The organism is Blastococcus saxobsidens, assembly GCF_010682065.1.
Classification (GTDB): Bacteria; Actinomycetota; Actinomycetes; order Mycobacteriales; family Geodermatophilaceae; genus Blastococcus; species Blastococcus saxobsidens_B.
Genome location: NZ_JAAGWG010000042.1, coordinates 12,599 through 27,647, shown reverse-complemented (window position 1 = coordinate 27,647; position 15,049 = coordinate 12,599). Strand labels below are relative to the sequence as shown.

The 15,049-nt window shown below is 71.7% G+C and carries 8 protein-coding genes and 1 riboswitch; of the genes, 3 read left to right on the top strand and 5 right to left on the bottom strand.

Features of this window, described 5'->3' with window-relative positions; all coding sequences use genetic code 11:
* Positions 1-210: 210 nt before the first annotated feature.
* From GCU60_RS18785 to uvrB, 5 genes are all read right to left on the bottom strand, one after another.
* Positions 211-1,839: a M20/M25/M40 family metallo-hydrolase gene (locus GCU60_RS18785; RefSeq protein WP_163208034.1), complete on the bottom strand. Its 1,629-nt coding sequence runs from the start codon at positions 1,837-1,839 to the stop codon at positions 211-213.
* 284 nt (positions 1,840-2,123) lie between these two features.
* Positions 2,124-4,115: a S9 family peptidase gene (locus tag GCU60_RS18780; protein ID WP_163208032.1), complete on the bottom strand. Its 1,992-nt coding sequence runs from the start codon at positions 4,113-4,115 to the stop codon at positions 2,124-2,126.
* A 79-nt stretch (positions 4,116-4,194) separates the two neighbouring features.
* Entirely contained in the window at positions 4,195-5,310 is a 1,116-nt protein-coding gene (locus GCU60_RS18775; RefSeq protein WP_163208030.1) for a TerC family protein, read from the bottom strand.
* Between the two features lie 165 nt (positions 5,311-5,475).
* A complete protein-coding gene (locus GCU60_RS18770; RefSeq protein ID WP_345770698.1) occupies positions 5,476-6,597 on the bottom strand; it encodes a TerC family protein in 1,122 nt (373 codons plus the stop codon).
* 285 nt (positions 6,598-6,882) lie between these two features.
* Positions 6,883-8,997, bottom strand: coding sequence for an excinuclease ABC subunit UvrB (gene uvrB, locus GCU60_RS18765; protein ID WP_163208026.1), 2,115 nt, complete (start codon positions 8,995-8,997; stop codon positions 6,883-6,885).
* Between the two features lie 491 nt (positions 8,998-9,488).
* Here uvrB and glgX point away from each other — a divergent pair, with 491 nt between their 5' ends.
* The 3 genes from glgX to GCU60_RS21415 all read left to right on the top strand — a co-directional run bounded on the left by glgX (position 9,489) and on the right by GCU60_RS21415 (position 15,002).
* Positions 9,489-11,597 carry a glycogen debranching protein GlgX gene (gene glgX / locus GCU60_RS18760; protein ID WP_163208024.1) on the top strand — a complete coding sequence of 703 codons (2,109 nt, stop codon included), beginning with the start codon at positions 9,489-9,491 and terminating at the stop codon, positions 11,595-11,597.
* Positions 11,594-13,942 (top strand): malto-oligosyltrehalose synthase, encoded by a 2,349-nt coding sequence (gene treY, locus GCU60_RS18755; protein WP_163208022.1) that lies wholly within the window; start codon positions 11,594-11,596, stop codon positions 13,940-13,942. The genes glgX and treY overlap by 4 nt, the downstream gene beginning before the upstream one ends.
* Positions 13,943-14,207: 265 nt before the next feature.
* A riboswitch (cyclic di-AMP (ydaO/yuaA leader) is annotated at positions 14,208-14,366 on the top strand.
* Positions 14,367-14,369: 3 nt separating this feature from the next.
* On the top strand, positions 14,370-15,002 hold the full coding sequence (locus GCU60_RS21415) for a transglycosylase family protein (RefSeq protein WP_204262305.1): 633 nt from the start codon (positions 14,370-14,372) through the stop codon (positions 15,000-15,002).
* Positions 15,003-15,049 lie beyond the last annotated feature (47 nt).

Sequence of the window (15,049 nt, the reverse complement as noted above, 5' to 3'; positions counted from 1 at the left end):
ACCGCGGCCACACCGCGCTCGGCGGACGAACCCCCGCCGCCCGCGTCACCAACCTGGCGGGTCAGTACAGCTAGGCCCCCTCGCCCCGGTCGACACCTCGTACCGGCCCGCGACGCACGACGAGCCGCCGCCGGCGCCCCCGCAGGAGCGCCGGCGACGGCTCGCCGGACCGGCGGCGGCGCGGCCGGGAGGCCGCACCGCCGTCAGTGGTCAGCCCGCGATGGCGTCGTGGTCGTGGTCGAGGCCACCGCCGCCTCCGGCGAAGGTGCCCTTCGGACCGGCCGGGGCCGGCAGCGTGAACGCCGGACCCGGGACCTTCTTGCCCGGGACGCCGTTGACCGCCTGGGTCGAGTAGCCGAAGTGCAGCATCGCGTAGGCGATCAGGTCGCTGTTGACCTCGAGGGCCTCGGGGTCGTAGTTGTCGATCGTGTCGCAGGCCTCGTGGTAGCACGGGTCGAACTGCTCACCGGCCGTGCCGCCCCAGATTGCCTCCTGCTGCGGGGTCTTGCGCACCTCGGCACCGGTGAAGAGCCCACCGGACGGGATGCCGTTCTCGATGAACGCCTGGTAGTCGCTGCGCCCGGAGAACTCGCTGTCGTCGTACGGCCGGCCCACCTTGGTGTAGTAGGCCTCGTAGACGTCCTCGATGGCCTCCGACCCCGGCGGCACGACCACCGGGGCCGGGAACGTCGACTGGTCCGCGTCGTAGACGCCGAGGAAGTAGTTCGGCGAACCCACCATGTCGTAGTTCATGTACAGCGCGATGCGGTCCCGCTCCGCGGCCGACAGGCCCTCGACGTAGTCGGTGGAGCCGACCAGCCCCTCCTCCTCGGCCGCCCACCAGGCGAACCGCAGCGTGTTCGGCGCCTTGGACTTCGCCATGAGCAGCGCCGTCTCCAGGAGCGCCGCCGAACCCGTGCCGTTGTCGTTGATGCCCGGCCCCACGGTCACGCTGTCCAGGTGCGCGCCGGCCATGACGACGTTGTCCCGGTTCTCGCCCGGCAGCTCGGCGATCACGTTGAAGTCGGTGCGCTCCTGCGGGGCGATCACCTCGATGCGCGCGGTGGAGCCGGCCCGGGCCAGCGCCTCGCCCGCGGCGAAGCTCGTGCCGAGGACGGGCCCCACGGCCTGGTAGCCGCCGAGGGTCGGGTTGACGACGCCCTGCCGGTCGCCCGGCCCGGTGGTGTCGCCCTGGTTGAAGACGACGACCGCCTCGGCGCCGGCGGCCTCTGCGTTCCGGGCCTTGATCTCGAAGCTGCAGGTGCCGCGCTGGACCAGCGCGATGTCGGCGGGCCCGCTGAGGTCCAGCCCCGCGAAGTCGCTCGCCTCGCAGGCGCTGCTGTTGGCGCGGTCGCCGACCAGGTCGACGTCGACCGGGACGACCTGCCCCTGCACCGTGCCGGAGCCGGAGCCGGTCGCGATGGCGTTGGGGTGCTCGGCCGGCGTCGGCGTGAGCTGGTCCAGCTGCGACGGGTAGAAGAAGGTGACCGGTACCGGGTCGAGCTCCACCGTGTAGCCGGCCTTCCGGAGCAGCCCGGCGACGTACTCGACGCTCTCGGCGTACCCCTCGGTGCCGGCGGCCCGCGAACCCGGGTAGACCGGATCGGTGCTCTCGTCGGCGATCCGCTGGAACTCCACCAGGTGCTCACGCACGCCGTCGAGCGTCACGCACTGCAGCAGCTTCTCGTAGGTGTTGTTGCTCCGGTTGTCGCAGGCCTTGCCCGGCGCGGCGGTGGCCGCGGTCGTGGGCAGCGCCAGGGCCAGCAGCACGCCGCTGCTGGAGAGGGCGATGGTTCGAGCCGCCGTCCGTCGTGCGGATGCGGTCCGTCGTTCGCTCACGCTCGGTCCCTTCGATCGGTTGTCCGGTGACGCAGGCGTCACCGGGGGTGCCGACACCGTTGTCGACACCGGACCTTCACCCGATCGTGGGCAGTTGCACAACGAGAGACCGCGACTACGCAGGGACAATATGGCCGACCATCCGGCCCAGGGGATCGCGCCTCGGGCCGCGATCCTGCCCCTGACCTGCGGCAACGCAGTGATCCACGTCACGACACGCAAGCCGCCTCGGGTGACCCTCGGTCAACTGATGCTGACCCTCGGTCAGGCGCTCCGGAGCGGCGTCACGCGCCGGGGCCGGTCCCGTGCGGATCGCCGACCCCCGGGTTCTGCTCGGTCGGGAGCCAGCGGGCCCACCAGCGGAGCACGTGCTCGAAGCGGGCCAGTCGGTGCCGGGGCCGCCCCGACCGGGTCAGCTCGTGCCCCTCCCCCGGGAACAGCAGCAGCTCCGACGGGACGCCACGGCGCTTGAGCTCCACGTACAGCCGCTGCCCCTGTTCCACCGGCGTCCGCCAGTCCTCCTCCGAGTGGATGACCAGGGTCGGCGTCGTGATGGCGTGCGCGTGCGCCAGCGGGCTCTGCGCGGCGAGGCGCTCGGGCTCGGTGCCGAGGTAGCGGTCGGGGAAGTACCACCCGATGTCGGCCGAGCCGGCGAAGCTGACCGGATCGGTGAGCGCCCGCTCGACCACGGCCGCGGCGAAGCGGTCGGTGCGCCCGAGCAGCAGCGCCGTCAGGTATCCGCCGTAGGAGCCGCCCATGATGCCCACCCGGTCGCCGTCGAGATCCGGGTCGGTGAGCGCCGCGTCGAGGAAGGCGAGAACGTCGCCGGCGTCGAGGCCACCCCACCCGCCGCGGATGGCCCTGCCGTGGGCGGCGCCGTACCCGGAGGACCCACGCGGATTGCACTGGACCACGGCGTAGCCCGCCGAGACGTAGACCTGGGTCTCGTCGAGCAGGGCCCAGCCGTACTGCCGGAACGGCCCACCGTGCACGGTGAGCAGCACGGGGTGCGGGCCGGGGCCCGAAGGCGTGGTGACCCAGCCGTGCACGGCGTAGCCGTCGGGCGCCTCCGCGGTGCGCTCCTCGCTGCGGTGCAGCCGGCCGGTCGCGCCCAGCTCGCGGCCGAACCCGGTGAGCAGGCGCCGCCCGTCCGGGGTGAGCGCGAGCAGCTCACCGGCCGAGCGGTCGTGCGCCACGGTGACGACGACGACGTCGCCCGCCGCGGCGATGCCGCGCACGGTGAACTGTCCCGCCACGAGCGTCTCCGGCGCGCCGCCGTCCAGCGGCACCCGCAGCAGCTCGACGGCGCCCCGCCGCTCCACGCCGACCAGCACCGCGCCGTCGGCCAGCACGGTCCCCGGCGTCTCGTCGCCCCGCTGGTGGAGCTCGGCGTCCAGCAGCGGCTCCGGAGCACCTCCGGCGGCCGGCACGCGGCAGGGCACGGCCTGGCGGGCGACGAAGTCCAGGCCGTCCGGCCCGAGGTCGGGCACGGCGGTGACGACGAGGGACGCCCCGTCGGGGGTGTAGGCGGGGAGCGCGCAGTCGCCGCGACCGTCGGTGACCCGCCGCAGCCCCGTCCCGTCGGGCTCGACGGCGTAGACGTCGCGCACCAGGTCCCGGTCGGCGTCGGGGTGCTGGGCGGAGACGAACGCCAGCTCGCCGCCGTCGGGGCGCCAGGTGACGTCGATGCAGTCCGCCTCGCCCGACGTGAGCTGCACCGGGGCGGGTGCGGGGACCGTGTCGTCGGTGAAGTCGGCCGGCAGGTCGACGACGAACACCTGACTGGGCCGGTCGCGCAGGAACCCGATGCCGTCCCGCCGGAACGTGAGGCCGGTGATCAGCCGCGGCGGCTCCGCCGCGGCGTCGATCCCGTCCACGGTGCCGTACCGGCCGTGCTCGGGGACGCGCGCGACGTGCGCCAGCCGGCGGGAGTCCGGCGACCAGACCGGCCGCCCGGCGCCGAGATGGTGGGCAGTGAGCCGGCGCGGGGCTCCCCCGGCGGCCGGCAGCACCAGGATCTGCGGCCGCCCACCCGGCTCGGTGCCCAGGTAGGCCAGCCAGCGGCCGTCCGGTGAGAACGCGGGATCGGTGTCGAGCGCGCCGGAGGTGATCGGCCGCGCCGGTGCCGAGCCGTCGGTGGGCACCGCCCACAGCTGGCTGCGGTACTGGTCGGCGTCGGGGTCGGGCCAGCCGACGGCGACGACGGCGATCCGGCCGTCGGGCGAGACGGTCGGCGTCCCGGGCGTGCGCAGGAGCGCGAGATCGTTCGGCCGCATGATCAGCGACGCTAACCCAGCCGGTCCCGGCGGCCGCCCGCGCTCCGTACGGAGGCGGGCGGCCGCCGCGGACCTGGGGTCAGCGGGTGCCGCGGTCCTCGTCCGTCGGGGACCCGGCGGTGTTGTCGCTGCTGGCGATGCGGGACTCGGCGGCGGCTGCCGCCTCCGGACCACCGGTGGGCACCGACTGCGCGGTCTCCGGGTCCACCACCGGCTCGTCGACGGTGATCAGCTGACCACGCGTCTTGATCAGGCTCGCCACCGTGGCGAGCACCAGCACGCCCAGGATGATCCCGAGGGACACCACGATCGGGATCTCCGGCACCCACTCGATGTGCTCGCCGCCGTTGATGAACGGCAGCTCGTTGGTGTGCAGCGCCTCCATGACGAGCTTGACGCCGATGAAGGCGAGGATCACCGCGAGGCCGAGCGAGAGGTAGATCAGGCGCTTCAGCAGACCGCCCAGCAGGAAGTAGAGCTGGCGCAGACCCATCAGCGCGAACACGTTGGCGGTGAAGACGATGAACGGCTCCTTGGTGAGACCGAAGATCGCCGGGATGCTGTCGAGCGCGAAGATCAGGTCCGTCGTCCCCAGGGCGAGGAAGACGATGATCATCGGCGTCCAGACCTTCTTGCCGTTCTCGACCACGCGGATCTTGGCGCCCTGGAAGTCCTGGCTGATCGGCAGGATCTTGCGCATCCGCCGGATGAACGCGTTCTCCTCGTAGTCCTCGTCCTCGCCGCGGTGCCGCACCAGGTTGATCGCGGTGTACACGAGGAAGGCGCCGAAGAAGTAGAAGATCCAGGTGAAGCGCTCGATGAGCGCGGCGCCGGCCAGGATGAAGATGCCGCGCAGGATCAGCGCGATGATGATCCCGACCATCAGGGCCTCCTGCTGCAGGTGCCGCGGCACCCGGAAGCGGGCCATGATGATCACGAAGACGAACAGGTTGTCGACCGAGAGCGAGTACTCGGTGAGCCAGCCCGCGTAGAACTCCGTCGCGTACGTGCCGTTCGTGAACGCGAGCATGAGCAGCCCGAACAGCAGGGCGAGGGTGACGTAGAAGCCGACCCAGATGCCCGCCTCCTTCATGGAGGGTTCGTGCGGGCGGCGGGTGACGATGGCGAGGTCGGCGAGCAGCAGGACGGTGAGCCCCACGAACGTCGCGATCTCGAACCAGACGGGCAGCTCCATGCGGGGGGTTCCTCCGGGGGACAAGCAGTCTCAGCACCGGAGGTCTCTCCCGCCGCGCGCCGGCAGGCGCGCGACCGGCAGCACCGGAGGCCATGGGACCTCGTGATGACGACGCTGCCGCGGGGGGATACTCCCCTCCTTCGCATCCCCCGGCCGCAGCGATCGTCAGTGTTCGCGCCGGCCCGGGTTCGCGGCGCTCACGCTACCTGCTCGGTCGGTCTCGGACCCGCTGGACGCCGAGAGCGGCTCCTCGAGGTCCTCGGCACCGGCCGACAGCGCCGTCGGGTCGGCGGCGGCCGGCTCGGTGCGGAGGTGCTCCGCCCGGTCCCGGCGCACCCGCCAGAGGCTGGCCAGGGTCGTGACCAGCAGCGTGACGAGGATGACCGCCAAGGACACGGTGATGGGGACCTCGGGGATCACGGTGACCGCCTCGCCGCCGTTGACGAACGGCACCTCGTTCTTGTGCAGCGCGTGGATGACGAGCTTCACCCCGATGAAGCCGAGGATCACCGCCAGGCCGTAGGCGAGGTAGACGAGCCGGTCGAGCAGCCCGTCGATGAGGAAGAACAGCTGCCGCAGGCCGAGCAGCGAGAAGGCGTTGGCGGTGAACACCAGGAACGTCTCCTGGGTGAGGCCGAAGATGGCCGGGATCGAGTCGACGGCGAAGATGACGTCGGCCGTGCCGATGGCGATCAGCGCGATGGCCAGCGGGGTGAGGAACCGCTTGCCGTCCAGCTTCACCGTCATCCGGTCGGAGTGGTACTCGTCCGTCGTCCGCAGCCGCTTGCGGGCGAACCGGAGGACGGCGTTCTCCTTGTAGTCCTCCTGGTCGTCGTGCCCCCCGCTGCGGGCCTGCACCCACGCGGTGTAGATGAGGATCGCGCCGAACAGGTAGAAGACCCAGCTGAAGTTCGCGATGGCCGCCGCGCCGACGACGATGAAGACCGTCCGGAGTGCCAGTGCGAACGTGATGCCGAAGAGCAGCACCTTCTGCTGCAGCTCCCGGGGCACGCCGAAGGCCGCCATGATCAGGACGAAGACGAAGAGGTTGTCGACCGAGAGGCTCTTCTCGGTCACGTACCCGGCGAAGTACTCGCCGGCGAAGCCGGCGCCCCAGCCCCACCAGACGAGGAAGCCGAAGGCGATCGCGATGCCGACGTAGGCCGCCGACCAGGTCGCGGACTCGCGGAGCGTCGGTGAGTGCGGCGTGCGCACGTGACCGACGAGGTCGAAGACGAGCATGCCCACGATCGCGGCGACCGTGACAGCCCACACCCAGAAGGGCACGTCCAAGGGTTCAGTCCTCCGAAGACTCGGCGGCGCACGAGACGCCGCACAGGGTCGGAACCGGAGGTCTCTCCCATCGTCCGGTGTGACGACCGGCAGCGCCGGAGGCCACTGGGGACCTCGTACTGACGACGCTGCCGCGGGGGGTTACTCCCCTCCATGCCGGACCGTTGCCGGGCCGACGGGTCCCACAGTAGGGCGCAATAGCCGTTGCGTCCAGCCGACGCGGCGTCGCCACCTCCTGGGCTAGTGGCCCGGGCCCGGAGCTGACTGGGCCGCGTCCCGTCAGGCGTGCGCGGCGTCGAACTGCCGCAGCTCCTTCTTCAGCTCGTTCAGCTCGTCCCGGAGACGGGCGGCGACCTCGAACTGGAGTTCGCGCGCGGCCGCCAGCATCTGGTCGTTCATCTGCGTGATGAGGTCGGCCAGCTCGTTGCGCGGCAGCCCCTGCACGTCGATGGAGCCGGCCTTGGCCTTGGACTTCGACGACAGCCCGGGCACCGGGGACTTCCCCCGGGACTGCTGCCGGCCGGAACCGCCGATGAGCTCGCCGGTCTCGGAGTCCTCGGCCTCCCGGTAGATCCCCTCCAGGATGTCGACGATCTTCTTCCGCAGCGGCTGCGGGTCGACGCCGCGCTCCAGGTTGTAGGCGATCTGCTTCTCCCGCCGGCGCTCGGTCTCCTCGATCGCCTGCGCCATGGACGGGGTGATCTTGTCGGCGTACATGTGCACCTGGCCGGAGACGTTGCGGGCGGCCCGACCGATGGTCTGGATCAGCGACTTGCCCGAGCGGAGGAAGCCCTCCTTGTCGGCGTCGAGGATCGCGACGAGCGAGACCTCGGGGAGGTCGAGGCCCTCGCGCAGCAGGTTGATGCCGATCAGCACGTCGTACTCCCCCTGCCGGAGCTCGCGGAGCAGCTCGACGCGGCGGAGGGTGTCGACCTCGGAGTGCAGGTAGCGCACCTTGATGCCCAGCTCGAGGAGGTAGTCGGTGAGGTCCTCGGCCATCTTCTTGGTCAGCGTCGTGACCAGGATCCGCTCGTCCTTCTCGGTGCGGAGCCGGATCTCGTGCACCAGGTCGTCGATCTGGCCCTTGGTCGGCTTGATCACGACCTCCGGGTCGACCAGCCCGGTGGGCCGGATGACCTGCTCGACGACCTCGCCGGCGGTGCGGCCCAGCTCGTAGTCGCCGGGAGTGGCCGACAGGTAGACCGTCTGGCCGATCCGATCGGTGAACTCCTCCCACTTCAGCGGGCGGTTGTCCATCGCCGACGGCAGCCGGAACCCGTGCTCGACGAGGGTCCGCTTGCGGCTCATGTCGCCCTCGTACATGCCGCCGATCTGCGGCACGGTCACGTGCGACTCGTCGATGACGAGCAGGAAGTCGTCCGGGAAGTAGTCGATGAGGCAGGCGCCGGCCGAGCCCGGCGCACGCCCGTCGATGTGCCGCGAGTAGTTCTCGATGCCGGAGCAGAACCCGACCTGGCGCATCATCTCGATGTCGTACGTGGTGCGCATGCGCAGCCGCTGGGCCTCGAGCAGCTTGCCCTGCTTCTCCAGCTCGGCGAGTCGCTGCTCGAGCTCGGCCTCGATGCCCCGGATCGCCCCCTCCATCCGGTCGGGCCCGGCGACGTAGTGGCTGGCCGGGAAGACGAACAGCTCCTCGACCTCCCGGACGACCTCACCGGTCAGCGGGTGCAGGTAGTACAGCCGCTCCACCTCGTCGCCGAACATCTCGATGCGGACGGCCAGCTCCTCGTACACCGGAAACACCTCGATGGTGTCGCCGCGCACGCGGAACGTGCCCCGCGTGAAGGAGAGGTCGTTGCGGGTGTACTGCTCGGTGACCAGGGTGCGCAGCAGGTCGTCGCGGTCGCGGGACTCCCCCAGCTTGATCTTCAGCGCCCGCTCGACGTACTCCTGCGGGGTGCCGAGGCCGTAGATGCACGAGACGGTGGCCACCACGACGACGTCGCGCCGGGTCAGCAGGCTGTTGGTTGCGGAGTGCCGCAGCCGCTCGACCTCGTCGTTCACCGACGAGTCCTTCTCGATGTAGGTGTCGGTCTGCGGGACGTAGGCCTCGGGCTGGTAGTAGTCGTAGTAGGAGACGAAGTACTCGACGGCGTTGTCGGGCAGCAGCTCGCGGAACTCGTTGGCCAGCTGCGCGGCGAGCGTCTTGTTCGGCGCCATCACCAGCGTCGGCCGCTGGACCTGCTCGATCAGCCACGCGGTGGTGGCCGACTTGCCGGTGCCGGTGGCGCCCAGGAGGACGACGTCCTTCTCCCCCGCGTTCACCCGCTGGGCGAGGTCCTTGATCGCCGCCGGCTGGTCACCTGCCGGCTCGAAGTCGCTGACGACGCGGAAGCGCCCCTGGGTGGGCCGGAGGTCGGAGGGCGTGCGCACGCCGTCGACGGTACGACGGACGTGTGACAGAACGCGTCGCGAGCGCCTCGCTGCGGCTGGTGGGACGGCCGGGGGCGCAGCGGCGAGGCGGGTACTTGTCGTCCCCGCCGGTCCCCCTCTAGCGTGCCTGGTCGCAGAACGGTCACCGTCGAGGCCAGCGCCACCCGGATCTCCCCGGGCGAGGTCGGTCCCGGCGATCCGGAACCCGGTCCGCCTCCGGTCGGCCCGCAACCGCCCCGGCGGCCGGGCCGTCGCGTCGTCCCGGCCCGGCCCTGCGCACGACGCCCCCCGCGGTACGCCCGCGGGGGGCGTCGTCGTTCCGCCTGGTGGGAGGGCCGGAACACCCGTCACGACTCACACCGCGCCGAGGTGTGGGGCGACCCCTTCCCGGGCAAGCGACGTCCGACGGCCCGTCCCGGTCCGGTGGCGCCACGCGCGCCGGACCTCCGCCCCGAGCCCCGGGGCGCCCTGTGCAGGAGGAACACCCGACGATGACCCAGGTATGGCCCGGTAGCGCCTATCCCCTCGGCGCCACCTACGACGGCACCGGCACCAACTTCGCGATCTTCAGCGAGGTGGCCGAGAAGGTCGAGCTGTGCCTCTTCGACGAGCAGGGCAACGAGGAGCGGATCCGGCTCCCCGAGATGGACGGCTACGTGTGGCACGCCTTCCTGCCCGGCATCCACCCGGGGCAGCGGTACGGCTTCCGCGTGCACGGCCCCTACGAGCCGGAGCAGGGGCTGCGCTGCAACCCCAACAAGCTGCTGCTGGACCCCTACGCCAAGGCGATCGACGGCCAGATCGACTGGGACCAGTCCGTCTTCGGCTACGACTTCGAGACCAAGGAGCGCAACGACGACGACTCCGCGGCGCACATGCCGAAGTCCGTCGTCGTCAACCCGTTCTTCGACTGGGGCGTGGACCGCCCGCCGAAGACGCCCTACAACAAGACGGTCATCTACGAGGCCCACGTCAAGGGCCTGACCATGACCAACCCGCGCATCCCCGAGGAGCTCCGGGGCACCTACGCCGGTGTCGCGCACCCCGCGACGATCGAGCACCTGCAGGGGCTCGGGATCACGGCGATCGAGCTGCTGCCGGTGCACCAGTTCGTGCAGGACGACACCCTGGAGCAGAAGGGTCTGCGCAACTACTGGGGCTACAACACGATCGGCTTCTTCGCGCCGCACAACGAGTACGCCCAGGCCCACAACGGCCAGCAGGTGCAGGAGTTCAAGGGCATGGTCCGCGCCCTGCACGAGGCCGGCATCGAGGTCATCCTCGACGTCGTCTACAACCACACGGCCGAGGGCAACCACAACGGCCCGACCCTGTCGTTCAAGGGCATCGACAACCGGACCTACTACCGGCTGGTCGAGGGCGACGAGCGGTACTACATGGACACCACGGGTACCGGGAACTCGCTCAACGTCCGCGCCCCCCAGTCGCTCCAGCTGATCATGGACTCCCTGCGGTACTGGGTCACCGAGATGCACGTCGACGGCTTCCGCTTCGACCTCGCCTCCACCCTGGCGCGCCAGTTCCACGAGGTCGACCGGCTCTCCGCGTTCTTCGACCTGGTCCACCAGGACCCGGTCGTCAGCCAGGTGAAGCTGATCGCCGAGCCGTGGGACATCGGTGACGGCGGCTACCAGGTCGGCAACTTCCCCGCGCTGTGGACCGAGTGGAACGGCAAGTACCGCGACACCGTCCGTGACTTCTGGCGCGGTGAGGGCGGGACGATCGGCGAGTTCGCCGACCGGATCTCCGGCTCGGCCGACCTGTACCAGCACTCCGGCCGCCGGCCGGTGGCCAGCATCAACTTCGTCACCGCGCACGACGGCTTCACCATGCGCGACCTGGTCTCGTACAACGAGAAGCACAACGAGGCCAACGGCGAGGGCAACAACGACGGCGAGAGCCACAACCGGAGCTGGAACGGCGGCGTCGAGGGCGAGACCGACGACCCGGCGATCCTGCACGTGCGCGCCCGCCAGCAGCGCAACTTCATCGCCACGCTGATGCTCAGCCAGGGCGTGCCGATGCTCCTGCACGGCGACGAGCTGGGCCGCAGCCAGGGCGGCAACAACAACGGCTACTGCCAGGACTCCGAGCTCACCTGGATCGACTGGGAGAACGTCGACGAGGGGCTGCTGGAGTTCACCAAGAAGGTCACCCAGCTGCGCTGCGACCACCCGACGTTCCGTCGTCGCCGGTTCTTCCACGGCCGGCCGGTGCGTCGCGGACTGGGCGAGCCGGTGCCGGACATCGCCTGGCTGACCCCCGACGGCGAGCAGATGGGTGACGACGACTGGGACGTCGGCTACGCCAAGTCCCTGGCCGTCTACCTCAACGGCGTGGGCATCCGGGAGACCGACGAGCGCGGCGAGTTCGTCACGGACGACCACTTCTACCTGGCGTTCAACGCCTCGGACCACCCCATCGAGTTCACGCTCCCCGGCGAGGACTACTGCCAGAGCTGGCGGACGGTCCTCGACACCGCCGAGATGGGCGAGGTCGAGCCGGTGGAGCTGAAGCCGGGCGAGACGGTCACCGTCGACGGCCGCGCGATCGTGGTGCTGACCGGACCGTCCGCATGACCGGCCCCGTCCTGGCTCCCGACGAGGAGCCCCGCCGCGGGGTGCCCGTGGCGACCTACCGGCTGCAGGTGCACGCCGGCTTCCCGTTGCAGGACGCCGCCGACGTCGCCGGCTACCTCGCCGATCTCGGGGTGACGCACGCCTACTCCTCCCCCCTGCTGCGCTCGGCCGAGGGCAGCAACCACGGGTACGACACGGTCGACCACGCGCACATCGACGAGGCGCGAGGCGGCCGGGAGGGCTTCGACCGGTTCGTCGGCGCGCTGCACGAGCACGGCCTCGGCCTGGTGCTGGACCTGGTGCCCAACCACATGGGCGTCGACGACCCGGCCGCCGCGCCGTGGTGGTGGGACGTGCTGCAGCACGGCCAGGGCAGCGAGCACGCCGCGGCCTTCGACATCGACTGGGAGTTCGGCTCCGGCAAGGTCCGCATCCCGGTGCTGGGCTCGGCCGACGACGTCGAGAAGCTCGACGTGGTGGACGGCGAGCTGCGGTACTACGACAACCGTTTCCCGATCGCCCCCGGCACCGAGTCGGGCACCCCGCAGGAGGTGCACGCCCGCCAGCACTACGAGCTGGTCGACTGGCGCCGCGCGGACTCGGAGCTGAACTACCGCCGGTTCTTCGCCATCAACACCCTGGCCGGGCTCCGGGTCGAGGACCCGGCGATCTTCGACGCCACCCACGAGCTGGTGCTGCAGCTCGTGCGCGACGGCGCCGTCGACGCCCTGCGCATCGACCACCCGGACGGGCTGGCCGACCCGAAGGGCTACCTGGACCGGCTGGCCGAGGCGTCGGGCAACCGCTGGACGGTCGTCGAGAAGATCCTCGAGCCGGGCGAGGACCTGCCCGGGTCCTGGGCGACGGCGGGCACCACCGGGTACGACGCGCTGGCCGAGGTCGACGAGGTGCTCATCGACCCCGCCGGTGAGGCCGCGTTCACGGCGCTGGACACCGAGCTTGCGGGCAGGCAGGTCGACTACGCCCAGCTGGTGCGGATGTGCAAGCGCGAGGTCACCGACGGGATGCTCGGCTCCGAGGTCGCCCGCCTGGTGCGGGTCATCGGCGAGCTCCCCGGCATCGAACGCGCGCAGCAGACCGAGGCGCTGGCCGAGCTGCTGGCGAGCTTCGGCGTCTACCGCAGCTACCTGCCCGACGGGCGCGAGCACCTGGACTCCACCGTCGCCGCGGTGCGCGAGCGCCGTCCCGACCTGACCGCGGCGCTGGACGCACTGCACTCCGTCCTCTCGCAGGCCGGCACCGAGGCGGCCACCCGCTTCGAGCAGACCAGCGGCCCGGTCATGGCCAAGGGCGTCGAGGACAGCGCCTACTACCGGTGGGCGCGGTTCGTCGCGCTCAACGAGGTGGGCGGCGACCCGGCCGACTTCGGCAGCACGGTCGCGGAGTTCCACGAGGCCCAGCGGCGGCGGCTGGAGCTGCGCCCGCGGTCGATGACCGCCCTCTCCACGCACGACACCAAGCGCAGCGAGGACGTGCGCGCCCGGCTGGCGGTGCTGGCCGAGGTCCCGAGCGAGTGGGCCCAGCTGGTCCGCGGCTGGTCGGCCCGCCACCCGCTGGCCGACCGCTCGCTGGCCCACCTGGTGTGGCAGAACCTCGTGGGGTCCTGGCCGCTCTCCCGCGAACGAGCGCACGCCTACGTGGAGAAGGCCGCCCGCGAGGCCGGCACCTCCACGACGTGGACCGACCCGGTGCAGGAGTTCGAGCAGCAGCTGCACGCGCTGGTCGACGCCGCGTTCGACGACCCGACGACGTCGGCGGAGATCGAGCAGTTCGTCACCCGCATCGCAGCGCCGGGCCGGTCGAACTCGCTGAGCCAGAAGCTGCTGCAGCTGGCGATGCCGGGCGTGCCCGACGTCTACCAGGGCACCGAGCTGTGGGACTACTCCCTGGTCGACCCGGACAACCGCCGTCCGGTCGACTACGCGCTCCGCCGGCAGCTGCTGGCCCGGCTCGACGCCGGTGAGGTGCCGCAGGTGGACGAGACGGGCGCGGCGAAGCTGCTGGTCGTCTCGCGCACGCTGCGCGCCCGCCGTGACCACCCGGAGTGGTTCGCCGGGTACGAGCCGATCGAGGTCACCGGGTCCGGCACCGAGCACCTGATCGCCTTCGACCGTGGAGCCGAGGGCGGCAGCGGCGCCGTCGTCGTCGCCACCCGGCTGCCGGTGGGGCTGGCCGCGTCGGGCTGGGGCGACACCGCCCTGCAGCTGCCCAACGGAGCCTGGCGCGACCTGTTCACCGGTCAGCGAGTCGTGTCCGACGTCGCCGGCGTGGCGGCCGATGCCCTGTTGACGACGCTCCCGGTGGCGCTGCTCGTCCGCGACTGAAAGAGGACCTCGTCCTCCCCACCCTTCGCAGGCTCAGGGCGGGCCCCTGGACGAGGCCGAGGGAGCGGGGTCGGCGAACGGTGCGCGGTCGGGCGGGGACCACCTGCGGTCGCGCCCCGGCGTGGCGGCGCCACGCCGGGGCGAATCGCCCGGTTCCGTTCCGTTCAGCGCGCAGCTCGCCGTCCCGGTGCCTAGCGTCGTCGGCGCACCCGGGCCTGCCCGGCCGGGTGCGAGGTGCCGGACCGCCGAACCCCGTCCGCCGGACGCCTGACTCCGACCCACCCCAGGACGGGGGCGGGGGAACCACTTCACGGCGCATCCGCGCCTCGGGGTGAAGCCGCACCGTGCCGCACAGGCACGACGGCCGGGCATCCGATTCGCCCGAACCCGACAGCTCACCTCGCAGGCGGTGATCGGAGGATCACCCATGTCCGAGAACATCTCGACGACGCATGCCCGCACCCGCTTCCGCCGGGGCGCCGTTGTCGTCGGCGCCGCGGCGATCGGCGTCGGCATGCTGGCCCCGCCGGCCGCGGCGGACCACTACGACTGGTCCGGCGTCGCGCAGTGCGAGTCCGGCGGCAACTGGAGCATCAACACCGGCAACGGCTACTACGGCGGGCTGCAGTTCAGCTCGCCCACGTGGCTGGGTCACGGGGGCGGCGAGTTCGCCCCACGGGCGGACCTCGCCAGCCCCGCGCAGCAGATCGCGGTGGCCGAGCGGGTCCTGCTGACCCAGGGGGTGGGCGCCTGGCCCACCTGCGGCAAGCAGCTGCGATCCGGCACGACCGCCCCGGCTCCTGCTCCGGCTCCTGCTCCGGCTCCGGCTCCCGCCCCGGCACCGGCTCCGGCCGCAGCTCCGGCTCCGGCCGCCGCTCCGGCCCCGGCTGCCTCGTCGGACGGCGTCCGGTACACGGTCAGGTCGAGGGACACCCTCGCGAAGATCGCCCGTGCCCAGGGCGTCGACGGCGGCTGGCGCGAGCTCTGGGCCGCCAACCGCGACGCCGTGCGGAACCCGAATCTGATCCGGGTCGGTCAGAAGCTGACCATCCCGGGCTGATCCGCTCCGGGCAGCCGGGGCCACGCGCCCCGGCTGCCCCCCGGGTG

Excerpts from the sequence above, each read along its gene's own strand:
- treY (WP_163208022.1), top strand. The coding sequence starts at position 11,594 with ATGACCGGCCCCGTCCTGGCTCCCGACGAGGAGCCCCGCCGCGGGGTG.
- glgX (WP_163208024.1), top strand. The coding sequence starts at position 9,489 with ATGACCCAGGTATGGCCCGGTAGCGCCTATCCCCTCGGCGCCACCTAC.
- GCU60_RS18775 (WP_163208030.1), bottom strand. The coding sequence starts at position 5,310 with ATGGAGCTGCCCGTCTGGTTCGAGATCGCGACGTTCGTGGGGCTCACC.
- GCU60_RS18780 (WP_163208032.1), bottom strand. The coding sequence starts at position 4,115 with ATGCGGCCGAACGATCTCGCGCTCCTGCGCACGCCCGGGACGCCGACC.
- GCU60_RS21415 (WP_204262305.1), top strand. The coding sequence starts at position 14,370 with ATGTCCGAGAACATCTCGACGACGCATGCCCGCACCCGCTTCCGCCGG.